Origin of the sequence: Thalassoroseus pseudoceratinae (assembly GCF_011634775.1) — a bacterium.
Taxonomy (GTDB): domain Bacteria; phylum Planctomycetota; class Planctomycetia; order Planctomycetales; family Planctomycetaceae; genus Thalassoroseus; species Thalassoroseus pseudoceratinae.
On sequence record NZ_JAALXT010000004.1, the window covers coordinates 274,181 to 300,113 of the forward strand.

General features: G+C 54.8%; 23 protein-coding genes. 11 read left to right on the forward strand and 12 right to left on the reverse strand.

The window, feature by feature from the left end; genetic code table 11:
- Positions 1-40 precede the first annotated feature (40 nt).
- The gene (locus tag G6R38_RS15415; RefSeq protein WP_166827420.1) at positions 41-487 is read left to right on the forward strand and encodes a hypothetical protein; all 447 of its coding nucleotides are present in this window, start codon (positions 41-43) and stop codon (positions 485-487) included.
- A gap of 99 nt (positions 488-586) precedes the next feature.
- On the opposite strand, the gene G6R38_RS15420 is transcribed toward G6R38_RS15415, so the two are convergent.
- The 4 genes from G6R38_RS15420 to G6R38_RS15435 all read right to left on the reverse strand — a co-directional run bounded on the left by G6R38_RS15420 (position 587) and on the right by G6R38_RS15435 (position 5,929).
- Complete coding sequence (locus tag G6R38_RS15420) at positions 587-1,516, reverse strand: DNA integrity scanning protein DisA nucleotide-binding domain protein (RefSeq protein ID WP_166827423.1); 930 nt, start codon at positions 1,514-1,516, stop codon at positions 587-589.
- Between the two features lie 69 nt (positions 1,517-1,585).
- A complete protein-coding gene (locus tag G6R38_RS15425; protein ID WP_166827425.1) occupies positions 1,586-2,491 on the reverse strand; it encodes a hypothetical protein in 906 nt (301 codons plus the stop codon).
- Positions 2,492-2,676: 185 nt separating this feature from the next.
- Positions 2,677-4,725, reverse strand: a complete 2,049-nt coding sequence (gene metG, locus G6R38_RS15430; RefSeq protein WP_166827428.1) for a methionine--tRNA ligase — start codon at positions 4,723-4,725, stop codon at positions 2,677-2,679.
- Positions 4,726-4,903: 178 nt separating this feature from the next.
- Positions 4,904-5,929, reverse strand: a complete 1,026-nt coding sequence (locus tag G6R38_RS15435; protein WP_166827432.1) for a DUF1573 domain-containing protein — start codon at positions 5,927-5,929, stop codon at positions 4,904-4,906.
- Between the two features lie 564 nt (positions 5,930-6,493).
- Here G6R38_RS15435 and G6R38_RS15440 point away from each other — a divergent pair.
- The gene (locus G6R38_RS15440) at positions 6,494-8,644 is read left to right on the forward strand and encodes a thioredoxin-like domain-containing protein (RefSeq protein ID WP_240928222.1); all 2,151 of its coding nucleotides are present in this window, start codon (positions 6,494-6,496) and stop codon (positions 8,642-8,644) included.
- Positions 8,645-8,704: 60 nt separating this feature from the next.
- Here the strand turns inward: G6R38_RS15440 and G6R38_RS15445 are convergent, their stop codons facing one another.
- Entirely contained in the window at positions 8,705-9,166 is a 462-nt protein-coding gene (locus G6R38_RS15445) for a PEGA domain-containing protein (RefSeq protein WP_166827437.1), read from the reverse strand.
- A gap of 407 nt (positions 9,167-9,573) precedes the next feature.
- Between G6R38_RS15445 and G6R38_RS15450 the strand changes: the two genes are divergently transcribed.
- From G6R38_RS15450 to pheS, 6 genes are all read left to right on the forward strand, one after another.
- Positions 9,574-10,881 carry a PP2C family protein-serine/threonine phosphatase gene (locus tag G6R38_RS15450; RefSeq protein WP_166827440.1) on the forward strand — a complete coding sequence of 436 codons (1,308 nt, stop codon included), beginning with the start codon at positions 9,574-9,576 and terminating at the stop codon, positions 10,879-10,881.
- A 98-nt stretch (positions 10,882-10,979) separates the two neighbouring features.
- A complete protein-coding gene (locus G6R38_RS15455; RefSeq protein WP_166827443.1) occupies positions 10,980-12,239 on the forward strand; it encodes a glutamate-5-semialdehyde dehydrogenase in 1,260 nt (419 codons plus the stop codon).
- Between the two features lie 35 nt (positions 12,240-12,274).
- Positions 12,275-13,351, forward strand: coding sequence for a flagellar motor switch protein FliM (gene fliM, locus G6R38_RS15460; protein WP_166827446.1), 1,077 nt, complete (start codon positions 12,275-12,277; stop codon positions 13,349-13,351).
- A gap of 150 nt (positions 13,352-13,501) precedes the next feature.
- Complete coding sequence (gene rpmI / locus G6R38_RS15465) at positions 13,502-13,702, forward strand: 50S ribosomal protein L35 (protein WP_166827449.1); 201 nt, start codon at positions 13,502-13,504, stop codon at positions 13,700-13,702.
- Positions 13,703-13,789: 87 nt separating this feature from the next.
- A complete protein-coding gene (rplT, locus tag G6R38_RS15470) occupies positions 13,790-14,146 on the forward strand; it encodes a 50S ribosomal protein L20 (protein ID WP_166827452.1) in 357 nt (118 codons plus the stop codon).
- Between the two features lie 293 nt (positions 14,147-14,439).
- Positions 14,440-15,441, forward strand: coding sequence for a phenylalanine--tRNA ligase subunit alpha (gene pheS / locus G6R38_RS15475; protein ID WP_166827455.1), 1,002 nt, complete (start codon positions 14,440-14,442; stop codon positions 15,439-15,441).
- Between the two features lie 76 nt (positions 15,442-15,517).
- Here the strand turns inward: pheS and G6R38_RS15480 are convergent, their stop codons facing one another.
- Entirely contained in the window at positions 15,518-15,958 is a 441-nt protein-coding gene (locus tag G6R38_RS15480) for a hypothetical protein (protein ID WP_166827458.1), read from the reverse strand.
- 204 nt (positions 15,959-16,162) lie between these two features.
- Positions 16,163-17,434 carry an outer membrane protein assembly factor BamB family protein gene (locus tag G6R38_RS15485; RefSeq protein WP_166827461.1) on the reverse strand — a complete coding sequence of 424 codons (1,272 nt, stop codon included), beginning with the start codon at positions 17,432-17,434 and terminating at the stop codon, positions 16,163-16,165.
- 405 nt (positions 17,435-17,839) lie between these two features.
- Between G6R38_RS15485 and G6R38_RS15490 the strand changes: the two genes are divergently transcribed.
- A complete protein-coding gene (locus G6R38_RS15490; protein WP_166827464.1) occupies positions 17,840-19,909 on the forward strand; it encodes a sigma 54-interacting transcriptional regulator in 2,070 nt (689 codons plus the stop codon).
- A 349-nt stretch (positions 19,910-20,258) separates the two neighbouring features.
- Entirely contained in the window at positions 20,259-20,567 is a 309-nt protein-coding gene (locus G6R38_RS15495) for a hypothetical protein (RefSeq protein WP_166827467.1), read from the forward strand.
- Between the two features lie 209 nt (positions 20,568-20,776).
- On the opposite strand, the gene G6R38_RS15500 is transcribed toward G6R38_RS15495, so the two are convergent.
- Entirely contained in the window at positions 20,777-20,938 is a 162-nt protein-coding gene (locus G6R38_RS15500; RefSeq protein WP_166827470.1) for a hypothetical protein, read from the reverse strand.
- A gap of 86 nt (positions 20,939-21,024) precedes the next feature.
- Between G6R38_RS15500 and G6R38_RS15505 the strand changes: the two genes are divergently transcribed.
- Positions 21,025-21,225 carry a hypothetical protein gene (locus tag G6R38_RS15505; RefSeq protein ID WP_166827473.1) on the forward strand — a complete coding sequence of 67 codons (201 nt, stop codon included), beginning with the start codon at positions 21,025-21,027 and terminating at the stop codon, positions 21,223-21,225.
- A 4-nt stretch (positions 21,226-21,229) separates the two neighbouring features.
- Here G6R38_RS15505 and G6R38_RS15510 read toward each other — a convergent pair whose 3' ends face one another.
- The 4 genes from G6R38_RS15510 to G6R38_RS15525 all read right to left on the reverse strand — a co-directional run bounded on the left by G6R38_RS15510 (position 21,230) and on the right by G6R38_RS15525 (position 25,478).
- On the reverse strand, positions 21,230-22,474 hold the full coding sequence (locus tag G6R38_RS15510; protein WP_240928223.1) for a PQQ-binding-like beta-propeller repeat protein: 1,245 nt from the start codon (positions 22,472-22,474) through the stop codon (positions 21,230-21,232).
- A 58-nt stretch (positions 22,475-22,532) separates the two neighbouring features.
- Positions 22,533-23,012 carry a GreA/GreB family elongation factor gene (locus tag G6R38_RS15515; RefSeq protein WP_166827477.1) on the reverse strand — a complete coding sequence of 160 codons (480 nt, stop codon included), beginning with the start codon at positions 23,010-23,012 and terminating at the stop codon, positions 22,533-22,535.
- A gap of 233 nt (positions 23,013-23,245) precedes the next feature.
- Positions 23,246-24,385 carry a Gfo/Idh/MocA family protein gene (locus tag G6R38_RS15520; RefSeq protein ID WP_166827481.1) on the reverse strand — a complete coding sequence of 380 codons (1,140 nt, stop codon included), beginning with the start codon at positions 24,383-24,385 and terminating at the stop codon, positions 23,246-23,248.
- A gap of 61 nt (positions 24,386-24,446) precedes the next feature.
- Entirely contained in the window at positions 24,447-25,478 is a 1,032-nt protein-coding gene (locus G6R38_RS15525; protein ID WP_166827484.1) for a sugar phosphate isomerase/epimerase family protein, read from the reverse strand.
- Positions 25,479-25,933: the final 455 nt, after the last annotated feature.

Below are 25,933 nucleotides of genomic sequence, written 5' to 3' on the forward strand. Positions count from 1 at the left end.
AGTGACTGGATAAAATCGGAATCGAAGGGCAAGCTACGCCATGACAGAACAAGAGTGGCAACCCAGCGAAGATCCAGATGCTCTTCTTGTCGAGTTCAGGGGTGTCGGGAACGATCCTCGCCTGCGAGAATGGTGTTGCGAGTGTTTGCGACGTGTCTGGGAACATCTTGCCGACGAAGGACGCGAGGCGGTCACGGCTTCCGAGCAATTTGCTCGTGGCGCGATCACGGAAGCTGAGCTAGCCGTTGCTCGCGAAAAAGCGGAGTCGGCCGTTCGCAAGCTGACAAGCTACGGAGAAAAAAACGCACAACGAGCCGCCGCGCAATGTGCTAGCCAGGAAATCGATGCTCTTGGAATCGCCCGCTTCATCGGTTGGGGAGCAGCCTACGCCATCGGTAGCCCCGAGACCTTAGAAGGCCAGCAACAACTTGCCCGAGAACGAAAGGCTCAGCTCGAATTGCTTCGCCAAATCTTCGCAGTGAATTGACGCCAGAAATAAATAGCCCTGCACCGAAATGCCTTAGTCAATTTCGGCTTCTCGATTTCAACCAATCCGGTCCTGGTCCCTGGTCTCTTGTCCCATAAGTCAGTCGTCTTTCGGGGGTTCGGTGTCGAATTCGGTCCATTTCATGCCGCGGTCGACGGGTTCGATGCGGAGGACGACTTTGCCGTCTTGAAAGATTCGCACGGTGCCGGTGGATTCGGAAACCGCGATGGCGATGGCGTCGCTGGATTTGCTGATCGCTGCTGAAGCCCAGTGCCGAGCACCCAAACCGGCCGAGAGTGTCAGCCCTTCGGCAGGTGCGTCGAGAATTCGGCCCGCCGCCGCGACCACCCCTTTGCTGGTGATCACGAATGCCCCGTCGATCTGAGCCAACTCCTTGATGCTCTCGCGAACTTTCGGACTCCGGACCATACACTCTTTCTGAGTGTACCCCTTGAACGGATCGTGCACGCCTTCGTGGGACATCTTCATGACCTGCAGGTGATCGCCGACAACCATCAACGCCCCGACAGGTTTGCCCTCACGACCTTCGCGACCGATCTCGACCGCCAAATCGACGCACATCCGCAGCGTTTCGAGCGGAACTTGCGTTTCGAGCCGTCGCAAATCCCGGGTCGTCAATTTGGCGAGGTGTTCCGCCAGATTGATCATGCTGACGGTGTCAATGTGCTCTCGTTCGAAGAGCGTGTAGACGGCCACGATTCGCGAACCGCTTTGCAAAAACTCGTCCGCAATCGCTTCGAGCAGAGCCTGACTGAGTTGCACCTGCCGAGTTTCCGGTTCGTGCAGCAACGGAACCAAGTCGAGCTCGTGCTCTTTCGCGGCTCGCATCACGTCCGACTTGTCGCTAGAAACCACGAGCCGAACGTCTTTGAGGATAGATTGAACCTCGGCGAAGTCGTACGGTAAGCTAGCCAGCATCACGACGGCTTCGGCATCGACTTCCGAAGCCAGTTTGCGGGCGGCGATGAGCAAACTGCGTAGCTGGGGCGAGATTTCCACGGGGTTCATGCACACAGTGTAGAAAATCGGCCGAACGTTTCAATTCTGCCCGCCCCAATTTCCGGTTGGCTTCGACAATCAACGCTTGACGACGGTGTCTTCACCAGACTCGGGGATCAATTCTTCTTTTCGCAGGCTTACAGCTCGCATCAAGCTATCACTTCCGATCACACCGACTTCGGTGCGATCGATGATCACGGTCCGACTGACGAGTTGTCCCCGCTCGACATCAAACACCAATGTTCCCGATGGAGTCCGTTGCAACAGTTGGACTCGCACGCCGCCATCGTGAACCGGCGTGATCAGCGAAGTTTTGAATTTGATCGTCGCCAAACCATTTTTCAAAGACGACAGTTCGGAAACCCGAAGCAAAGTCACCGTCTGTTCCAAATGCCGGTCGATGTTGACACGAACCTTGAACGATTCACGCCAGGTGTCTCCAACGGTGAGGGGTTTCTCGGGGAAGACGGCGAAGATGTTTTTGGCGGGGTCATTGTCGGCGGTCGGAGAGGTTACGGGCTTGGTGACGCGACGCTGAAGCGACTCGGGCAACAACGGCTTCGACGAGACCAACTCACCGTTCGGCTGGACTTCTAATCGAGCTAGCGGTTTGCCAATGGTTTTTGCGATGGCGGCAAATCGCGGTGACACTTCTTCGTCCAGCGTGCTGTCATAACTTTCCGGTTTAGCGTTACCGAATTGAGCGGACATTTTCACGCGATCGGTGGTCAACTCCAGGGTTGCGATGCCATCCTCGTCGATTTTCACGACGCGATAATGCTGCTCGCTATCCGATTCGTCTTGGACGATTTCCGTTGACCGCCCTTTGACCGTCTTGAGCTTTGTGGAATGCGTCGCGTGGTAACGGACGGTGTCACCGACTTCAAATTTGTATCGCAGACGCATCCCGTCGGCATCGTCTGCGATGGTTGGTCCACCACAGCAAAGGGAGGCAACCGCCAACAAGGTGAGGAGAATACGCATCGGGGGAGGCTCCATCCAGGTGAATCATCGATTCGAGAACTTGGGGTGCCACTGGCTCCGCCAGTGTCTCGGCAACTCATGACTCAGTGTGCCACAGTTCACAGAACTGTGCCACACCGTCTTGAGCGGGTTCTAACAAATCCCCCTCACCGCGGCGAGAGGGATTTTGCAGATTTTTCAATCGGTCAGTGCACCCGCATGCCGGGGGTCGCTCCGTCGTCGGGATTGAGTAGGAAGATATCTTTTCCGCCCGGACCACACGCCAGCACCATGCCTTCGCTGGTACCGAATCGCATTTTCCGGGGCTTCAGGTTGGCACAACAGACGACGAGCCGACCGACCAAATCTTCCGGGTTGTAACAACTCTTGATGCCCGCGAAGACGTTCCGCCGTTCGTCGCCGCCCAAACTGAGCGTGAGTTGCAACAGTTTGTCAGCCCCCTCGACATGACCGGCTGCGATCACGCGGGCAACTCGCATGTCGACTTTCATGAAGTCATCGATCGTGCAGAGTTCGCCGCTCATCGGTTCTTTTTCAAGGGCTTCCGGTCCGTCGTTGTATTGCGAGGCTGCGTCGGCTTTAGCGTCCTCAGCGGCGGCTTCCTGCGATTCATCAATCATGGCTTGAACTTTCTTGGGGTCAACGCGTTTCATCATATGTTGGAAGGGGCCGACCGGCGTTCCCGTAAGCGGGGTTTGCGAGTCGTCCCAGTGTTGAATTTCTTGGCCGAGCAGGGCACCGGTTTGCTCCGCGAGTTTCGGCAGCACCGGCGTCAAGTAGACAACGATCTGCCGAAACAGATTCAGACCGACCGTGCAAATGTCTTTCAGTTCGTCTTGTCGGGATTCATCCTTACGGAGTTTCCACGGCTCGCGATTCTCAATGTACTGATTCGCCGCATCGGCCAGCGAGAGAATTTCCCGCGTGGCGGTGTTGTAGTCACAGCGTTCGTAAGCGTCCGCGATTTTCTCACCGGCTTTCGCCGCATTCGCGAACAACCCGCCGTCATCGGGATACGCTGCCGACAATTCCCCACCGGCGACAAACTTCGCACATCGGCTGGCAATATTGACAACCTTCCCAACGAGGTCCGCATCGACTTTCGTCTGGAAGTCGGTGAGGTTCAAGTCGAGATCGTCGACTCGTGGGCCGAGCTTGGTAGCGTAGTAATACCGAATGTAGGCCGGATCAAGATGATTCAAGTACGTTGATGCATTGACGAAGGTGCCTTTCGACTTCGACATTTTCTCGCCATTCACATTGAGAAAACCGTGAATGTGCACCTTAGTCGGCAGATTGAACCCGGCGGTTTTCAGCATCGCTGGCCAGAACAAGCAGTGAAAATACTGAATGTCTTTGCCGATGAAGTGGTGAATTTCCGCATCGGAGTCGGCTCGCCACCAGGAATCGAAATCTTCGCCTTCCTTCTTGCACCACGCTTTTGTCGATGCCATATAGCCGATCGGAGCATCAAACCACACATACCAGTAGTTGCCGGGACTGTCGGGGATCTCGAAACCGAAATACGGAGCCGGTCGCGAAACGTCCCAATCCCGCAGGGCATCACTGAGGAAGTGCCCGTTCAAATAGTTGGCAACTTCGGATTGGAGATGGTCATCGGACTGTGTCCACTCCGTGAGGAAGTCATGCAGTTGTTCGATCTGGACGAACAAGTGTTTCGCCGTACGGACCTCAGGCGTGGCGCCGGAAAGTTTGCTGACGGGATTGTTCAATTCAGTGGCCGAGTAGGTTGCTCCGCATTTGTCGCAACTGTCGCCATATTGTTTCGATGCACCACAACTCGGGCATTCCCCCTGCACGAAACGATCCGCGAGGAACGTTTCCGCTTCCGGGTCGTAAAGTTGTGTGACGTCCTTTTCGATGATCAAATTGGCCTTCCGCAACGCGGCCCAGATCTCTTCGCAGAGTTCCTGGTTCTCCGAACTGTTCGTGCTACCGAAGTTGTCGAACTCAATGTCGAACCCGCTGAAGTCCCGCAGGTGGGCTTCCTGCATATCCGCGATGACGGCTTCCTCGCTGCGTCCCTCTTGGCGGGCGCGGATCATGATCGCGGTGCCGTGGGTGTCGTCGGCACAGATGTAGAGACAGCGATGCCCCCGCAGTTTTTGGAACCGCACCCAGATGTCCGTCTGGATGTACTCCACGAGATGACCGATGTGAATATGGCCATTCGCGTAGGGCAGGGCGGCGGTGACGAGAATCCGACGGCTCATGAAACGTCCGGGCTAGAACAGCGTAGAAGAAAGAAGATGTGACCAACAACTTGGCCGGTATCATCTTCGACCCCGCCCCGCGTTTCAAGGTTCGCTGGTGATTCGAAATGTGAGAACGCAAAAAGCCCGCCGAACGAGTCGGCGGGCTTTCGATTGTTGGGGTGCCACGATTTTCGACTTAGAACGATGGTCGCCCAACGCTCGTGACGACATCGGCGGAGGCCGTGAATTGCACGGGGTCTTTGCGGCCAGCGATGGTGACGGTGAAGATTTCTTTCACGGTGCCGCGATCTTCCGGGGCGGTGAAGGTTAGCGGGATGATGTGTGTGGTGCGGGCGTTTTTGGGCAAACGAACTTTGAAGCAGCCCAATTCGGACTCGCACTCGACCTTTTCGATCTCGAAGGGTTCTTTGCCACGGATGACCACGCTGAACGGTTTGTCTTGACCGGAATTGACCAAACCAAGTTTCACGTCCGGCGTAGCGACGGTGATGTCGGACTCGACGCGGCCTTGCACCAACAGGGGCACGTATGGTGTCGTGTCGTTTGTGACGAGCATGATTCGCTCACGAATCATGCCGGCGGGGGCATCGGGAGAAACTTTCACGTTGACGACATAATTCGCCGATCCGTTGCCGCGGGACACTTCTTTCACCTCGGCTTTGATGTATTCGCTGCCGGTTTTGACGTCTTTGATTTCCCAGTCACTTCGTCCGGCGTACGCCACGTCGACCGTTTGCTCTTTGCCAGCACCAAGATCGATCGTGCCAAATTCCGCCGCTCCGGGTGTGAATACCACGTCGCTGCGAATATACGCCTTCAACGGCAACTTAACTTCCGCAAAGAATGGACGGTCGAAGGTCACAACCAAATTCGACTTTTTCTCGTGCTTGTGCTTGCGGGTGTCGAGTTTGACTTCGACATACCCTTCTTCCAAGCTTTGGAACGTCGTTTTTGGCGGGTCTTGAGCAATGGAACAACCGCACGTCGTACGGACATTGCTGATGTGCAGCGTCTCTTTGTAGAGGTTCTTGAATTTGAAGCGGTAGCTGACTTCCGCGCCCCGCGCGACGGTGCCGAAGTCATGCTCTTTCTTCTCGAACATCTTCAAGGCCCAGTCGGTACTCTGGGCGGAGAGCAGGGCCGGAGCCGACAACACGACAGTCCAGGCCAGCAAAACGGTGCGTCGAATGGTGCAAACCATGGTAAACTCACGTGTTAGGAACAGCCGTCATCTTGGGATGAGAACGACCGATCAATAGACAACGGTCGGATGAAGCAATCGAAGGGTCGATGAAAAATTCGGGCATTGTGGCACTCCGAATTCGATACCGTCCATGATTGTCAATCCAAGGCGTCCCGCCGTCGGTGGGGTAAATCACAATTTGATCAAAAATCGGCCCACGGGATTGTGGAGAGTGGTTGTGAACTCTGATCGAACACACCTTGCTCTCTATCTCCGAAATTACCCCGTTTGTCGGCATCTGTCAACGTGTTCTTTTTCGGAACACGCGTGGGGTTCTCAATGTTAACTTCAACTCCCTGAATATCTTACGCAATCCCACACAACCGGAATTGAGTTTTTGATTCAATCGCTACAGATAGATCAACACTCACCGATAATTTTAGCGAAAAGCACGCCGTGGGGGTCGGTTTCTAGTTGAAATCCGGATAAACTGACGTTTCGAAAATATCTTGAGACCGCTTCGCCCAGCAACTGCCTGACGACAGTTTCGGCGATTGATCTCCGTCATTGAAGGATCGTGACATGAGTTTAGAGTCTTTGAGTTCGCCCCAATACCGTCGATGGTCGACACGGCTTCTGTTGATGACGCTCTTTGCAATGGCGTTCAGCATTCACTCGACGCCGTCCGCATACGCTCAAGATGACGATCCGGCCCCCGTTGCCGACAAACCGGACAAAACAAAGAAAAAGGAAATCGAATACCCCCTGCAAAATCGTATTCGGATGCCTGCCGACGTATTCGATGGGGCCGTCGATTGGCTGAATGTTTCCGGGCCGATCGAATTGAAGGACCTCCGTGGCAAAATCGTCCTGATCGACTTTTGGACTTATTGTTGCATCAACTGCATCCACGTCTTGCCCGACTTGAAGTATTTGGAAGAGAAATACGAAAACGAATTGGTCGTCATCGGTTGTCACTCGGCGAAGTTCGACAACGAAAAAGAGACTGCCAACATCCGAGATGCAATTTTGCGGTACGAGATCAAGCACCCTGTGATCAACGATGCCAACATGCGGATTTGGCGACGGATCGGTGTGCGGTCGTGGCCGAGTTTGCTCTTGATCGACGCCGAAGGCCAAGCGTGCTTGTTGTTGTCTGGGGAAGGGCACCGGGAAACCCTGGATACCGTAATCGGTGCTCTGGTGAAATATCATCGAGCGACCGGAACGCTGGACGAATCCCCGATGCGGTTCGATCTGGAACAGAACGACACGAAACCCACGTCGTTGCGTTTCCCCGGTAAGGTCCTCGCGGATGCCGACAACGATCGGCTGTTCATTTCCGACAGCAATCACAATCGCATTGTGATCACACGATTGGATGGTGAACTTCTCGATGTGATCGGTTCCGGCAAGATTGGTGAGGCAGATGGTTCCTACGACGAAGCGTCGTTCGATCACCCACAGGGCATGGCGTTGGTTGATCAAACGCTGTACGTAGCCGACACGGAAAACCATCTGATTCGCACGGTCGATTTGCAACGAAAAACCGTCTCCACACTTGCTGGCACAGGTAAGCAAGCCCGTTGGGGAAATCGGGGCGGGAAACTCAAGACCAGTGCCATCAGCAGCCCTTGGGACTTACTACATTTTGATGGCGTGTTGTATATCGCGATGGCGGGTCCGCATCAAATTTGGTCACACAAACTTGGTTCGGATTCGATCGGTGTCTTCTCCGGTAGCGGACGGGAAGACGTCCTCAACGGCCCGCATGCATCAGCCGCGCTGGCTCAACCATCCGGACTCGCCACCGACGGCAAATATCTTTATGTGTGCGACAGCGAAGGTTCATCGATTCGGCAACTTGACCTCGACCCCGACGGCAAAACGGAAACGATTGTCGGTCCGTCGGAAATGCCGCGTGGCCAAACACTGTTTGCCTTCGGAGATATCGACGGCAAGGCCGACGAAGCTCGGTTCCAGCACCCACTCGGTATCGCACACATCGACGGAAAACTCTACGTGGCTGATAGTTACAACCACAAGCTTCGGGAAGTTGACATCAAGACCCGTGAAGTCACGACATGGCTTGGCGATGGAACCCCCGGTGACCAATTGGAACCCGCCGCTCGCGTAAGTGAACCAGCAGGCTTGGCGATTGCCAACGGTCAACTTTACATCGCCGACACCAACAATCACCGGATTCTGGTTGCGGACCTCAAGACAAAGGCCGTCAAACCGCTCGACATCCCGAAACTCTCGCCTCCGAAAATCGCCGACACCGCGAGCGATGACTCTGACACGCCACTGGAAGAAGCGCCTGAGCAAACGGTCGCTGCCAACCGTTCTGTGACCTTGAAGTTCAAACTGAACTTGCCAGAAGGTTACAAGGTCAACAAGCAATTCCCAGCTCGCGTCAAAATCGCTGCAAAGCCGGATCAAACGGTGATCGTGAGCAACCAACTCGACAAACGACAGCCGCTTGATATTGCGGATGGCGAATTGACTTACGCTCTCCCATTAACCGGCAAAGAGGGTTCAACGACCGCCGAGCTTTCTTTGAATTACGGATACTGCCGAGATGGAAAAAGCGGGTTGTGCAAACTCCACTCGGTCCGCTGGACGATTCCACTAACGGTCGCCAAGAACGCGAAAGAGAGTCAGATCAACCTCGCAATGCCGATCCCCAAGACCGCACCGATCGGCGAAGCGAATCCATTCAAGATTGAGTAGTGTCCGCCGATGTCTCGACGAGTGTGTCACGGGTTCCATGAGTTGTGACACACCAATCGACTATGGTCCGATTTGAGATTCGAGTCGCAATCCGTTGGCTCGGTTGCCGAGATCTTCCAGCGGAACCTGGACTTGCGGTTGCATTTGATAGAAGAACTCGTTGCGGTTCGTCGTTTGATGTGGCCACAAGTTGTCTGCGAAGAACTCAATCGGCAAATACTGATACCACGGTCTCGAGACTTTCTGATGAACTGTCAGCGTCTCGAAACCCGGTTTGACGAGTTGAATTTCATGGGTGCCGTAGTAATAAAAATCCATTGAGTACGGTGTGTAACCACGCTCGGTGCCGTCGATCAACACCAACGCGCCGGGCGGATCACTCCGGATTGTGAGCCGACGATGGACACACCCCGTCTGCCAAAAACAAAGGAATGTCAACAGACACAACCCGGCCCACCGCGATCCGATTGCGAATCGTGACGGTTCCGCGTGCTGGGAATTTTCTCGTGCAACGCGTGCCATAGTCGACGGCACCTGTGAGGTAATCGGAATTGGATTGGGAAACCGGGGCAAACCGGTGGCATTCGACGAGTCAGAGATGAGAGCGCGGGATTCTAGCCATCATTGCGAATCTCGCCAAGACCAAACTGAGACAACTATTCTACACCAAAATCAGAACGGTGATTTCAATAAGTTTCCGCGTTTCGGCTGGCATTTCCCGTCGTTCAACCTCGCCAACTTCCGAAACCGCCCCACAGAGTAAACTCATGGCGGGTCCCCATATCGAAGCTCATGAGGTTAAATGATCCCTTGATGGGACGCTCGAATCCCAAACTCTACCGTTTCATTCAGTAACGACGATGACTTAGAATACAATTTTGATAGAACTCCTCCGAGATCGGCGCTCCTTCTGACCAAGCTAACTCGGCATGCAACATGGACGAAAAATCCAGTACGCCTCTTTGAGCGATGTCGGTTTCCGACGTCGACTTAATCAGGATACGTTTGCGGTCCAAATTGCGTCCGATGCCAAACGGTGGCAGGAGTTTGGTCATCTTTTCTTGGTGGCTGACGGCATGGGCGGACACGCCGTCGGGGAATTGGCCAGCAAAATTGCGGCTGAAACCGTTCCTCATGTGTATTTCAAATCGACAGGGGAATCTCGCGGCGAAGCCCTTCGCGATGCCATCGAACAAGCAAACCATGCCATTCACGAACGTGGCACACAGAACCCCGATTTCCTCAATATGGGAACGACATGCACCGCCGCCGTTCTGGGCCCGGATGGTGTCCTGTTCGGGCATGTCGGCGATAGCCGCGGTTATCGCATTCGGAACGGGCAAATCGAACAACTGACGTTTGACCACAGCCTGCAATGGGAATTGATCCGCACGGGAAAACTATCGGCTGAGGAAGTCCAACTTCGCCAGCCCCGCAATGTGATCACCCGATCTCTTGGACCGTCGGCCAACGTGAATGTCGATATCGAAGGCCCATTCCCGGTTCAAGAAGGCGACACCTATCTACTGTGTTCCGACGGACTTCCGACACACGTCAGCGATGAGGAAATCGGAATCGTCGCCGCGAACTTGCCGGTGGCGGAGGCGTCGCGGTTGCTGTCGCATTTGGCGAATTTACGGGGTGGGACGGACAACACCACCGTCGTGATTTTCCGAATCGGTGAAACGACAAGCCAGAATGTCTTAATACCGCAACCGGAACCGTTGCGAGAAAAATCGGCCCACTCAAGCAACTGGTGGCCGTTGCTCGCGGCTTGGTCGGTAGCGTGTTTCTTTGCCTTCGGTGCGATGGCCTATGGATTTGGGCACCCCGATTGGGGTCGAAACCTGATTGGCCTGAGTGCATTGACGGGCGAAGCCGCCTGTTTGTACTGGCTCCGATCCCGAAACCAGCCTCAACAACCGAAGAGCAAACCGAATCAAGCGTCTTCCGCACCGTACCAAACGGCCCCCGCGATCCTGACCGAAGAATTCCTCAGCGTTCTCACCGGACTCGAACAAGAGTTACAACGCACTGCGGAGGACGAAGCCTGGGAAATCGACTGGAAACGTTACAATCACGCTGTCCAGCAGGCTCAGTCTGCGACCGAAAAGTTACAACTTCAGCAGGCGTTGGATTCCCTAAGCGTCGCGGTGGACGTACTGATGCTAGGCGTGCACCGTTTCCGCCGCCAACGCATGCTCAAGAAGCCCCCGCAAAAGCAACCCCACGATTGAAGGCTGTTTTCGGCGTCGGTGAGAGAAGTCTCGTTGACAGTCTTTCCCCAAGCGTCGATACTGCATCGCTTCATACCGACAGCTTCGATGAGTGCTTTATGAACGATTTGGCAGAATACACAGCGAAAGTCGCCCAGCAAGCGCGAGCGGCATCACGCGAATTGGCATTGGTGACTGGTGAGCAAAAAGCCGGCTGGCTGAGAAAATCCGCCGATGCCCTGCGTTCTCGCACGTCGGAACTTCTGGAAGCCAACGAAAAAGATATCGCACGCGCTCCGGAATATGGTCTGACCTCCGCGGAAATTGATCGGCTGCGTCTGAGTGAGCCCCGTATTGCCGGAATTGCAGAAGCACTGGAACAAATCGCGTTGTTGCCAGACCCGGTTGGTGAGATTATCGAAGGCGGTGTTCGCCCGAACGGCTTGATGGTTTCCCGTGTACGCGTTCCGTTGGGCGTGGTGTTCTTCATTTATGAATCACGTCCTAATGTGACCGTCGATGCCGCTGCGTTGTGCGTCAAGAGTGGCAACGCGGTGATTTTGCGAGGTGGAAAAGAAGCATTCCACAGCAACCAGGCGTTTCACCGGTTGCTTGCCGACACACTCACCGCATGCGAACTGCCGACGAATGCCGTTCAGCTGGTGGAAACCACCGACCGAACTGCCGTCGGGCATTTTCTGAAGCGGTCCGAGTTCATCGACGTGACCATTCCCCGAGGAGGTCGCGGGCTGATCGAACGGGTCACCGCAGAAGCCACGATGCCGGTGATTAAGCACTATGATGGCAACTGTCATGTGTACATCGATGCCCGCGCTGATCTCAAAATGGCCGAGAATATTGTGGTCAATGCGAAGTGCCAGCGACCGGGTGTCTGCAACGCCGCCGAGACGATGCTGGTCCATTCGAGAATTGCAGCGGAGTTTCTACCAGCAGCTGCAACCGCGCTTCGTGACTCGGGCGTGGAACTTCGAGGCTGCCCACGGACTTGCGATATCGTCTCCAATTGCCAACCGGCCACGAAAGAGGACTGGAGGACGGAATACCTCAGTCTCACCCTCGCCGTCAAAGTGGTAGACGACTTAACGGAAGCCATCGGCCACATCAACGAATTCGGCTCTCATCATACGGACGCCATTGTTTCGCAAGACATCACCGCGATTGAGCGATTTTCGGCGGCGGTGGATTCTTCGGCGGTTGTGGTGAATGCATCGACGCGGTTCAACGATGGTGGGGAATTGGGCCTGGGAGCGGAAATCGGAATCAGCACGGACAAGTTCCACGCCCGTGGCCCCTGCGGTTTGCGGGAACTCACCAGCTACAAATACATCGTGCACGGCAACGGTCAGATCCGAAACTGATCCAACCGCAACCGTGAGCAGAGGAGAAGCCAAGGATGGCGGATGTTCTCAGTCAAGGCGAGGTCGAATCGCTCCTGGCGGCGCTCGGGCCTGGCAACAAAAAGAAAAAGAAGAACAAACCGGCGGCCGCTCCCGGAAGTGGCGGACGGGCCATCAACGTCTACGACTTCAAACGGCCCGAACGCGTCAGCAAAGAGCAGATGCGCGCGTTTCAAGCCCTGCACGATGGGTTCGGCCGTGAGTTCGGTGCCTCACTGTCTTCGATGCTGCGGACAATCGTCGAAGTCAAACTCATCAGTGTCGACCAACTGACATACAGTGAGTTTGTCTTCAGCGTCGAAAACCCGACGTGTTTCAACTTAATGCGATCGGACGGACTCGACGGGCACCTGATCCTCGATCTCAACCCGACGATCATCTTTCCGATTTTCGACCGACTTCTTGGTGGCGGGAAAGAGTCGCGACATGCGATCCCTTCGCGACCGCTCACCGACATCGAAACACGCCTCGTCGGTCGCATCACGGACCTTGCTATCAAAGGTCTCGAAAATGCCTGGGACCGGCTGTGTGAACTCAAGCTCTCCGTCGTGCAAGTCGAGAGTAACCCTCAGTTGGTGCAAATTGTTCCGCCGAACGAGGTCATCGTCCTGATCAGCTTTGAACTGACGATGGGCGATACACGCGGAATCATGAACTTGTGCATCCCATTCAACACCATCGAACCGCTGGCGGGGAAACTATCTTCAGACACTTGGTCCGCGTATACGAAAAAATCAGCAGACACTCGGCAACGACTCAACCTGGAAACGCACATGGGCAGCGCGGGAGTCGAGGTCATCGTGCACTTGGCCGAAACCAAAATTTCCGCCGGAGAGTTGGCGACATTGGCTGTTGGCGATATTATCACGACAGAACAGGAACAGACCTCCCCCTTAACTCTCTTGGTGGAAGGTCATCCAATGTTCACCGCCTACCCAGGCGTGTTAAAATGGAAAAAGGCCGTTCGGATTGGTGAGGTCATCTCGCGTCCGCAGGATCTGGTCGAGCAGAAAGTTCGGGAAGCGGAGGCACAAGCCGCTGAATCCGGAGCTTCTATCGAGCCCGCGGGGTGAAACCCCGAGAAATTTGAACGTCGCGCGGATTTTTCCACCCGCACAGGGTATTCATTGCCGACTGGCTTGCTATACTCCTTGTTTCCCCGCTGGAATCGGCGGGCGAATTTCGCATTGAATCAACTTAATTTAGCCTGCAGCGTGCTTGTCATGCCTAAACAAAAAACCCACAAGGGAATGAAGAAGCGTTTTCGTGTGACCGCTTCCGGGAAGATTAAGCATCGTAGCGCTTACCGTGGTCACAAGCTCAGCCACAAAAACGGCAAGCGTAAACGCCATCTTCGTGCCGACAACGTCGTCACGGGAACCGAAGCGAAAACCATTATCGAAGCGTTGGCCCCCGGAATGTAATCCGCTTGGTCTCGGCCAACGAGCCGGCCAAATACCGGGATCGTTTCTGTATTCGTCCTCAACATCGATTGATCCGTTGGATTTGACATGAGAGTTACATCGGGGAAGGCGCGTCATCGCTCCAAGAAGCGTCTGTTCAAAGAAGCCAAGGGCAATCGCGGCGGCCGCGGCAAGTTGCTGCGGAGCGTCAAAGAAACGATCATCCGGTCCCGGCAATTCGCGTATCGAGACCGTCGTGTCAAGAAGCGCGACTTCCGCGCTCTCTGGATCACGCGGATCACAGCGGCTTGCCGTATGAACGGTTTGTCGTACTCCCGATTCATTTTTGGCCTCAAACAGGCTGAAATCGAGCTGAATCGGAAATCACTCAGCGAACTCGCCTACAATGAACCAGAAGTGTTCGCCGAAGTTGTGAACGCTGTCAAAGCCAAGCTGGACGGCTAAGGCAACCAGAACTCGGCAAGTCCCAGGATGCTGGCAAGCGAAGTTCTCGTTCGAACTCCTTGCCGCATCGCCTGCGCAAACTCAGAAGGCCGGAAATTGAGTGTTTGCCAGGGTAGGGGCCTCACACGCTGAATCGCGTTTAGCCTTTGTGTAGCGTTTCTGAACGGGTGGTTCCGAACGAATACGCAGTTGCATGAGCTAGACGGCAACTAGCGGTGGTTTCCGTCTGCGTTTTCGGCCTCCGCATACACGAGCCACCTCAAGCACGACAACTTCTGAACGCGGACCGTCACATGGATGCTTTGGAAGCCTTCTCCGAATACGAAGCCGCTGCCATTGAGGCATTCCGAGCCGCGACATCGGCCGAGGAACTGGAGTCGGCTCGTGTCGAATTTCTCGGCCAAAAGAAGGGCCGGCTTCGCGACCTGCAAAAAGCCGTCGGTAAATCGAAGCCGGAAGATCGGCCGGTCGTTGGCAAAAAGTTCAACGAAGTCAAGCAACGCGTCGGCCAACTTCTCGAAGAACGGCAAGCCGAGCTGGATCAACCGGCGGCGGCACTGACCGCAATTGACCTCACATTGCCCGGTGAACCTCTAGTGCTCGGGCGACGTCATGTGATTACGCAGACAATTGACGAGTTCAAAGAACTCATGGGCCGATTCGGGTTCACTGCGGTCGAAGGTCCGGAAATCGAGGACGAAACCCATAATTTCGTCGCCCTGAACATCCCGGAAGAACACCCGGCTCGCGATCCGCTGGATAACTTCTATTTCGCTGCCGCGGAAGCTGCGGCCGGTGGACCGGTCTTGCTGCGAAGCCAAACATCAACGGTGCAAATTCGGGTGATGGAGCAGAGCAAGCCTCCGATCCGAATTGTCTCATTGGGACGCGTCTACCGACCAGACAAAATTGACGACACCCACCACTTCATGTTCCACCAAATGGAAGGATTGATGGTGGGGGATGACGTCACGATGGCTCAACTGAAGACAGTGCTCAGCCTGTTCGCGAAGTCATATCTTGGCGACGACGTGGAAGTTCGGTTCCGGCCATCGTTCTTCCCATTCACCGAACCGTCTGTCGAAGTGGACGTGAGCTGGCAGGGCGGTTGGATGGAAATTGGCGGCGCCGGAATGGTTGACCCCAACGTGCTTCGCGCAGTCGGGTATGATCCCGAAGAAGTCTCGGGTTTCGCGTTCGGTTTGGGAATTGAACGGTTCTGCATGCGGCGACACAACATCACCGACATCCGCCGATTCCACGAAAACAACGTGCGATTCCTAAGCCAGTTCTAAACCTACGCTTGGTTTCGCATTGCCGCAACCGGCGGGTATGCGCGGGCTGATCTCATGAACTGAAAGCAGTAGGGCGTTAAGACTTTCGGCTCGGTTGTACGAACTGAATCTTGCCGCCGCAGTACTTGCACGCAACTTTCTGACCGATGTATTTCCGGGCAACTCGCAGTTCTTCTTCACACTCGGGACATCGCGTGTAAAAGAACAGCGAGTTCAATACCGGATCGCCCAAATCGGGAATAAACCCTTCGCGACAGAACTTGCAACCGACATGCTCGCCAAGATATTTCTTGGCAATCCGCAGTTCACGCGCGCAATTGGGACAGTCGATAAAGTATCCCTCGGGTTCGACATCCACCATCGTGGCAATCTCCTGAAGCGGAACAAATGCCGGAATATCGACCGTGTCGGTGTGCAAATCGTCGTTGAGTAAGCAACGGCAAGTTCGACACCGGACCAGATTGGCCGGCATGTCATCACCACAGTTCGGGCAATCGCCCCCGGGCCACGCAGGCATGAACGCTTCCTTGGCGTTACAAAGTTCACACGAAACGGAAGACAAGGTCAAATGAGACCATCCCCCCAATTACCAAACACGACATCCCTGGGCCCACGGAAGATTGGAACCGGTTCGTAGTTCATCTTCGGTCTTGATGCGTATTTACCCATGATAACGAATCCATGGGGCGGTTAACATTCTTGGATTGTGAAAACCGGGGTTTTACCGGGCAGCATCCGTTTCGGATTTCGAGGAAACCTTCAACGTCATCAGACGGTGGAACGTGCGAAAGTAGATTTGGTCACCTGAGACCGCGACCGTCGCGTGGCTGGGGTCGCCCAACTCGACTTCACCGAGCTTCTCGAATTCCGGACTGGCCTTCACAATATGAACCGTGCCGGACTCACTCATCGCATAGAGCTTGCCGTCGATGCAAATTGGCGAGCCGCTGTAGTTCCCGCCGACCCGTTGGGTCCAAATGTTCTTTCCGTCTTCCGCCTCGATGCAGCTAACCACACCGTTGTCATTCCAGAGGTAAACATGGTCCCCATGTGCGATCGGCGTGGGAACATATGGCAGAATACGTTCACGCTGATACCGAATTCGATCGGCCCCGTCTTTGAAAGAATCTTTGGTGAGTGAGGGATCGACGGCAATCATCAACGCGCCTTTGCCGCCACCACCGCAACTGGCGAAAATCAAGCCATCGCAATAAACCGGTGACGCCACAGTTCGCATTGGGAATTCGCCGGTCTCCCAATTCTTATGCCCAGTATTCGGATCGAGACTGCTCACGCCCGTGGCTCCGCTGACACAAATGAGTTGGGCCGGTTCACCGTCACGTTCCAGAATCATCGGCGTCGCATAGCTTGTGCGACGGTAATCACGCACGGTACTCCAAACCGTTCGGCCGGTCTTTTTATCGAGTGCGACGATCGAACTTGGCCCCATTTGATCGTTGGGAAGAATCACGAGATCCTTGTAGATAATTGGAGACACACCTTGTCCATGCTGGCTCGTGAATGCCCCTAAACGGCGTCGCCAAACCAATTCTCCGGAGAAGTCGTAAGCCGTGAGCGTGTAGGTTTCTTCATCGGCAAACGCCACATAGACGTGTTTCCCGTCGGTGGTCGGTGTGCTCGACGCCCAACTACTCTTTTCATGTTTGTGACTTCGATTCAACGCAAACATCCGCGACCATTCTTGTTCGCCGGTGATTGCATCCAGACAGAACAAATAGCGGACGGTTCCTTCGTCGATGGCCGACGTGACGAACAATTTGTCGCCCCAAATAATCGGAGAGGAATGGCCAACCCCGGGGAGTTCCACATTCCATTCATAATCTCCCGGACTCCATGTCACAGGAGCCCCCGCCAGCGAGACCACTCCGGTTCCATTGTCTCCACGGAAGCGGGACCAATTCTCGGCGGAAGCCGAGTTGGCAATTGTGCACATTAGGACCAGTAACGTCAGTCGTGAAAAAAGTGGCGACATGTTCGCTCCCGTATAACACGTGAAGATATTGGAAAAAATCACCGTCTGACCGTAGGGTGATCGCTTGGTCATCCGCAACGGTTCCGGTCATAGAATGGACAATCCCACCCGCAAGTGCAATGGTGACGCATCGGAACTGACCAACGTGTAACGGTTGTGATTAGTGAGTTGGGAACCTTCGCGCGCTATCGGTCTTGAACGGTGCGTTCGGAATGGGGTATCCTATGAGAGCTAGGCACGTCGAATTCCGCTCGCGACTTGCAAGTAATGGCCAGTACGGTTCCAACATACTCCAAGCAGGCACAGTCCCGTGGGGGTACCGCCACCAACAGGACATTTCGCAGCCATCGCGGAAACAGACGACCACAATAGGTCGAGTGTCTCCTTTCTATTCCGACTCCGATCATGTCACCAAGCTCTGATCCTTTGACAGCCACATCCGAAACAACCGCTTATCTCGTCGTACGTGATGGTTCGACGTGGCGGGATGTCTTTCGTCTGTTGCCCGGTCAAGTCACCACACTTGGGCGAGCCCCGACCAATCGCGTCGTCTTGCGTGACGATGTCTGCAGCCGGAATCACTGCGAAATCTTTTACAGTGAATCCGCATGGACGCTACGCGATTTGAAAAGTCGCAACGGAACACTGGTCAACGGCGACTTGGTTCATGACGACTGGGAACTCCGAGAAGGGCAGGTCATTCAGATCGGCTCGTGTGCGATTGGTTTCACGCACGACATTTCCAAACCCTTCGAGGCATTTGAAAACGATCTCTTGGAGAAACCGGCTGGCGATACCGTGGCTGGCTATTCCGGTGCGAATGCGGCAGACGATCAATCCGGAAGTTCGGTGTTGGAAGGTGGCGAGATCGTCCATCGGGCATCGAGTTCGCGGTATGGCCGCACGGAATCGGATGAACTGGAACTCTCGGAACGAACCAATTTCGAGTTGGCTCATCTCTACCGCTTCGGTCTCGACATGGGTTCCGCAAAAGATGCGGTCTCGTTGTGTCGGACGGGCATCGAAGGTTTGCGATCCACCACCAACGCTGGGATCGGTGCGATCTTTCTACTCGCCGAACCTGTCACACGCAACGCCGATCCGGAACAACTGTCTCTCGTCGCTTACGATTGCGCGGAAGATCAAACGCTGGAACGCGTCTCTACGAGTCTGTCCCGCATTGTCTTGGAAAGTCGAGAAGCGATCCTTGCCAGAGACGTGACCGACGACAGCGCTTTGGCTGAAAGCGAAAGCCTGAACAATTTTGCCGTCGAAAGCGTGCTGTGTGCACCGATACAATTCGAGCAAACGATCTACGGCGTGATCCACTTGTACGCCTTGAGTATGGACAATCGGCTTTCCCCTGATGACCTGGAGTTTACCCTCGCCGTCGCCGACCAGATGGCTCTTGCATTGAAGAGCCTGACAGAACGGGAGTCCCTCGCCACGACGGCAGCGCGGTATCGGGACGAAAATGTCACGCTGCGTCGTCAATTGGAACTCGACAGCCAGTTGGTCGGGAAGAGTGCCGCCATTCGTAGCTTACGCGAGACGATCACGCGAATCGCTCCAACGGATGCAACTACGCTGATCCGAGGCGAAAGCGGGGTGGGCAAGGAGTTGGTTGCTCGAGCGATTCACGAAAACAGCGGCCGACGTCGCGGGCCATTTGTCTGCATGAATTGTGCCGCGCTCAACGAGAGTCTTTTAGAAAGTGAGCTGTTCGGCCACGAGAAAGGCTCGTTCACCGGTGCGGTGGGTCGAAAGTCGGGGAAATTTGAACAAGCAACGCAAGGGACCCTGTTCCTTGACGAAGTCGGCGAGATGAGCCCCATCATCCAAGCCAAGTTTCTCCGCGTCCTGGAAGGGCACGCATTTGAGCGGGTTGGCGGGCATGAACCGATCACCGTCAACGTTCGCGTGGTTGCAGCGACCAACCGCGATTTGGAAGAAGCAGTTGCCACGGGCGACTTCCGGAAGGACTTGTACTTTCGGTTGCACGTGGTCGAGATTTCCGTGGTTCCCCTCCGAGAGCGTAAATCGGATGTTCCACTCTTGGCCGACTATTTTCTCGACCGCAGTGCCCGACGATCCAAACGCAACGTCACAGGATTCAGCCGTCAAGCCCTGCAAATTTTGATGGACTACGATTGGCCTGGGAACGTTCGCGAGTTGCAGAATGTGGTCGAACGGGCCGTCATTTTGTGTCGCCAAACAGAAGTCCAGGCCGAAGATGTCCACCTTTCCGGTTTGGGCGTCTCCGAAAGTTCCCAGACCTTGCCCACCACCCATTCCGGGCAATCGGAATACCGCGAAATCTCTCTGGAACAACACGAAAAAGAACACATTCTCGCCACACTGGAGCACACGGAGTGGAACAAGTCGAAAGCGGCTCAAATATTGGGTATCGAGCGATCGACACTTGACCGAAAACTGAAACGTTACGACGTGCAACGCCCTACACCGGGGGGGTAGTACAAGCTATGTGGCTCTTGTCCACCTGATCCTGGTTGTCAACTGCTCAGTAAATCCATTGCGATGTGAATTTTTCTTGGATTTTTGTTGACAATTCTCCGATCTGCCCTGACAATCCTGTCACCATATAAGTTTTGGTCCAGCCCAAACTCTGCCCGCGTACGGCACACTTACTCTCCGCGTTTCCCCGTGAGTGTGCCATCAGCGCGAGTCTTCCTTCCGGGGAAAATCATGGCCTTCTCACCGGATGCCATAAGAATTTTCCCACATTGTTCCTGAGCGCGTGTAGTTTATTGGTCTGGACATTCTTTCTCCCACACAAGCTGACGATTTTAGGAGGTCAGGGACTGTGAGCAATGCTTCGTTCTCATATCAAGCCGACGACGAGTTAGAGCGACTCCCGGAAGATCAAGGTGTCGCGTACATCTCGGATTATGAAGGCTACTTCGAAGATGAAGACTTCGATCCACTCAGCCTAAACCCACACACCCCGACTGAGGCAAAACCCGGATCGGAAGACAAGGTCAAAATGCTCGCCGCCCGATACGCCGCCGGTCTGCCGCTTTGGCACGACAGCGACTGTTACGACCACGGTCCTGAACATATCGAGGACGAGGAAGACGAGTTCGACGACGCTCTGGAATTTCTCGAAGACTAGTCGCCGAGATTGCTAACGACCATTTTTCAAGCCTCCGATTTTGTCGGAGGCTTTCTTTGCGCGCAGACCTTTGGAAATGCGACAACTGATTAAGTCCATCTGGGAAATTTCGACGGACCGAACGGCAAAACGATCATAGAGTGTGTGAGAGGAACTAAGTTTTTCACCGTTGATCGAAATTTGCCAAGTCGGGCAGGAAACCCAATCAATCATGAGGCAAACTCAATCAGACCGTATGCCAACCGCCGTTCCGGTCTTTCGGTTTCTTCCGATTTTGGCATGTGACTTGCGAAGATTTCGTTTGAACCGATGCCCTGGGCATCAAGACTACCGAACTTCACGGTTCCACCGTTCTCTTTCCTGACTCCCATTCGGAAATCATTCGCCTGGAGATATGATGTCGACCTACTGCCTCGATTTTGCATTGACGACTGATCCATCCGGAACCGTTGGCGCCGTGGCTTCAGCGGATGAGATGCTCCACAGCGTTCGATCCCTGACTGGCCAGCGAGTTCGCCGACTGGAGATCCTCTGCGAGGGAAACCACATTCTCGTAACGGGGATCTGCCGCGATTGGGAAACGAAACAACTCGTCACACAAGCCATTCGCAGCGCGGAACCCGGTGTGCTGGTCCAGAACGAAATCCGGATTCACTGAGTTCTCAGGGAGTCGCCGAGACACGGTACAACTGTGTCTCAGTGCGGATTAGCAGGTCTTTCTCAGCAACCGCATACGAAGCCAACGTGCGTTCCTTCATGTCATTTTCAGCGAGGACTTCGTATTCCTTCGAGGCTCGAACGACGGTCCCGACGCCTTGCTCACTCTGGAAATAAACGCGTCCCTCACTATACAACGGCGACGCGGAATAATTCCCACCAAGCCGCTTCTGCCAATGGACGGTCCCCGTCGCCGCGTCTACACAGGTCCCGATACCACGATCACTGACGAGGAACACCATCCCGTCAACATAGACAACCGATGGCGTATGCGGGGCACCTCGTTGGAGTTTCCAAACGATTTCAGCCTCGGAATCTTGCGTGCCGGGACGAATGGCCAAGAGCTGAGACGTGTTGTAACTTGTGGCGAGATAGAGCAATCCGCCACCGTACACCGGACGCGGAATCACCGAGTAGCCGGAGTAGGGCAGTGACCACAGTTCCCGACCATCCTGTGGTGCGTATGCGACGACCTGATCGGTCGCGGGGCTGATGATCTGGGTTTGGCCGTCCACTTCGATCGCCAACGGCGTGCTAAAGGAGAACTTCCGAGAATTCTTGATGGCCGGCCGATCTTTTTTCCACCGAATCTTCCCGGTCGATTTGTCCAGGGCGACCACAAATTGCACATCGGAACCGTCACAACTGAAAACCAGCAAATCATCGACCAGAATCGGTGACCCGCCGGTCCCGTGTTGCATGCGGTAGTCAATTCCCGTCTGACGCCAGAGAACTTTGCCATCGGTTGTCAGGGCAGCGGTTCCGTAGGCACCGAAGTGGACGAAGATATGTTCGCCATCGGTGATCGGCGTTGGGCTGGCGTGGCTGTTCTTTTTGTGCATCGAAGTGTCTCGCGGCGCGAAGACTTCGACATTCCAGTTGGGTTTTCCCGTCGCGACATCGAACGACAACACGCGAAGCTTCTGGGGACCGGATTGATCATCCTCCGCCCCGACCGCTGTCGTCAGGAAGATTTGCTCACCAAGCACGATCGGCGAAGACCACCCCAAACCGGGAACCGGTGTCTTCCAGACGACGTTCTTGTCTGGCGACCATTCGACTGGCAACCCGCTGACTGTGGCGATGCCTTCACCAGTCGGCCCACGAAACTCCGGCCAATTGGCGGACTGCCCCATTGTTGGCCAAACGAGAACCCAAACGAGTGCGGCGATCGAAAAATGATTCTTCATGACAACTTTCCGTGAGTCAGAACGGAGGGCAATCGGTTTGGGCAGGGACGGCCCCGAACTATTCGGGATCCTCGATCTTCGTGATTTCCATATTGAGTTTGCCACTCGGAATCTCAATCTCGACCTGATCACCAACCTTCTTGCCGGTGAGTCCTTCTGCGATCGGGCTATTGGTGAGGATCTTCATCGGCTCACAAGAGTAATCTTCCTCGCCCGGACCGACGAGTTCGTATTGCTCTTCCATTCCGTCGGACAGATCTTTGACGGTCACGACCGAACCGAATCCGACAACCCCCTTGGGCATCGCCGAGCGATCGACGATATAGCAGCTGGCGAGCTTGCTTTTGAGCTGGTGAATTTTCGCCTGGATCATGCCCTGGGTTTCGCGTTGCCCGTGGTATTCGGCGTTTTCGCTGAGGTCGCCTTCTTCACGAGCGAGCTTGATCAGCTCGGCAACTTCGGATTTCTGGACTTCGAGCTTGGCAATGTCCTCTTTGAGTTTGTCGTAGCCTTCTCGGCTGATGGGTTGCCGATCCATGACGGTCTCCGCAAGAGTGATTTTCTAGGCGGTTGAGAAACACCGATCACGATGAAAAATCGTCGCGTCAAACACTCCGCAACTGCGAGAGCCGAAAACGCGAAGCAATTACCGCGAACGGTCATGTGTCAACGAAAGCCACGATGGCCGGTGCGCGCAGGCACTCGACCATCGTGGCGTGTCGTTTGAAAGTTGAACTATCGTAGCGACTTAATCGCCGGACATGCAAGCAGCTAACTAATTTCCACCCACGAATGATCATGAGCGCTCTTTAGCACGGCGTCGCAAATCTTTTGCGTTTCCAAGGCATCGCGGAACGTCGGTGCGACAGGATTTCCTTTTTCGTAGCCAGCGAGGAAATCGGCAACCTGGTGAATGAAGCTGTGTTCGTAGCCGATCTGCAAGCCCGGGACCCACCAGTGATCGAGATACGGCTGATCGCCATCGGAAACGTGAATGTTCCGCCAACCACGAACCACGGAATCATCGGCGTGATCGAAGTATTCCAGTCGGTGCAGGTCGTGCAAATCCCATTTGAGCGACGCTTTCTCACCATTCACTTCGAAGGTGTAGAGAGCCTTGTGACCGCGAGCGTATCGTGTGGACTCGAACAGCCCCAGCGAACCGTTCTGGAAGTGACACATGAAAGAACAAGCATCGTCGATTTTGACGGGTTTCTTCTCGCCGGTTTCGGCATCGGGCCGCTCTTTTACGAACGTCTCGGTCATGGCGCTGACGTCTTTGACGAGACCGTTCAGCCAAACCGCGGTGTCGATGCAGTGAGCGAGCAAGTCCCCCGTCACACCGGAACCGGCGGCATCAGCGTCGAGTCGCCAAGTGGCGGCACCACCTTGCGGGACGTCTTCGTTGATTGTCCAGTCTTGGAGGAAGTTTGCACGATAGTGGAAGATACGACCCAAGCGGCCTTCGTCAATCAACTGCTTCGCGAGCGTGACGGCGGGAAGTCGGCGGTAGTTGTACCACACGATGTTCGGAACGCCGGCCTTCTCGACCGCTTCGCACATTTCCTCGCCTTCAGCGACATCCATCGCGAGTGGCTTTTCACAAAGAATCGCCTTACCAGCTTCCGCCGCAGCAATCGCAATTTCCTTGTGCAAATTGTTCGGCGTACAGATATCGACTGCATCGATATCGTCTCGCTTCAGCATTTCCCTCCAATCGGTTTCGACGGACTCATAACCCCAAGTGTCCGCGAATACCTGGGCCTTGTCTTTGTTCCGAGCACAAACAGCTTTCAGGACCGGCTTGTACTCAAGTTCTGGGAAAAAGTGATTCGCCGAGGCATACGCATTCGTGTGCGCTTTGCCCATAAACCCATAACCAATCATGCCGATATTGAGCGGCTTCGTCATTGTTCTTGACTCCTAAAAGTTTGATTTTGTTTCATGTATCGCATGCAGTGCGGGAAAGTTTTCAACTCCAGCCGTGTGCGTCGCGGACTTCCATCATGGTTTTGAGGATGGTGTTCCAGGTTTCCGGTTTTTCGAGCATCGCGTTGGGGAACATGCAACCGTCCCAGCAGATGTGTTCGATGCCACGTGATTGTGCGTCTTCGAGCCAATAGCCCGAACACTTCACGATATCGAGTTTGCCGTTCGGATCGTCGGCGGGGCAGTGGCGACCGGTTTTGTCGTGACTGCCAGTGCCATGCACGCTGCCGTCATTCTGGGCAACATGGAAATCGATCGTCCACGGCCGCAGGGCATCGGTCATTTGTTTGTAGGCGGCCCAGAATTCCTCTTCCGAGTAACCTTCGCTGAGCAATTTGTGCTCCGGGGCGTTGACGCCGAGGAGATACAAATACGTGTGAGCCAAGTCCGCTTGGAAGCCGAGCGTTTCAGGCATGTCGACGGCTTCGAGCAAGTCGACCATGTTCTTCCAAGAGTGCATTCCCGCCCAGCAAATCTCGCCTTCCGCGGCTAACCGTTCACCATGATCGGCGGCGATCTTGGCGGCTTTTTGGAAGGTGTCGGCGATCCGCTTCGTGTTGGCTTCCGGGTCTTTGTACCACTCGTCCGGTCCACCGGCGGAGTCGATGCGAATCACACCGTACTTCCGCACGCCATGCTCGTTGAACACTTTCGCGATGCGACAGGCTTTCTCAATGGCAGTGAGGAACTTTTGCTGTTGCTCGTCATCACCCATGGCCGAATCACCAACGGTTCCCGGCCAAATCGGAGCCACGAGCGAACCGACCGTGAGGTTGTGTCCCGCGATTTTGTCCGCGATGGCTTTCAATTCGTCATCGCTGGCATCGGGGTCGGTGTGGGGATGAAATAGGAAGTAGTCGATTCCCTCAAACTTTTGGCCATCGACTTCGGCGGCGGCGGTCAGTTCAAGCATACGATCGAGACTAATCGGTGGTTCGGCATCTGGCTCGTCGCCGCCTTTCCCAACCAATCCTGGCCACATGGCGTTGTGCAATTTCGGAAGCGTGTGGGGCATTTTCGTGTTTTCCTTCTCGGCAATTGTCGACCGAAACAAATCCAAACCGACGGCATGCTGCCGGCTTGGGGACAATGGGCATGTCGGTTAATTCATGAAGTATCGCGTTGGACGCAGTTTCCGGCTCGGTCGAAGTCAGAAAGACTGGCGTCTTCCGGCGGGAAGGCCGGTTGAAATCTTGTGTGGCTCGTGTGAACCGGCATTCTGACTGTTTCGGCTGGGAATTTCAAAGCCGTGAGAAATCCGAGTCAATCGAAGACGTTTCCATGTGACAACTTCGGTTTCGGCGAATGGCTGGGGACGGTCAAATCGCTTATGATAGATGCATCGAACACCGTCCTTGACGCGAGAATAGTTGACCTGAGCACCGTAACCACTCCTGTGCGGAGCGATTTGAACTCATCGACGGTGAATTCGTAGGAAATCCTGTGAGAGGTGAACAAACCGTGTGGACT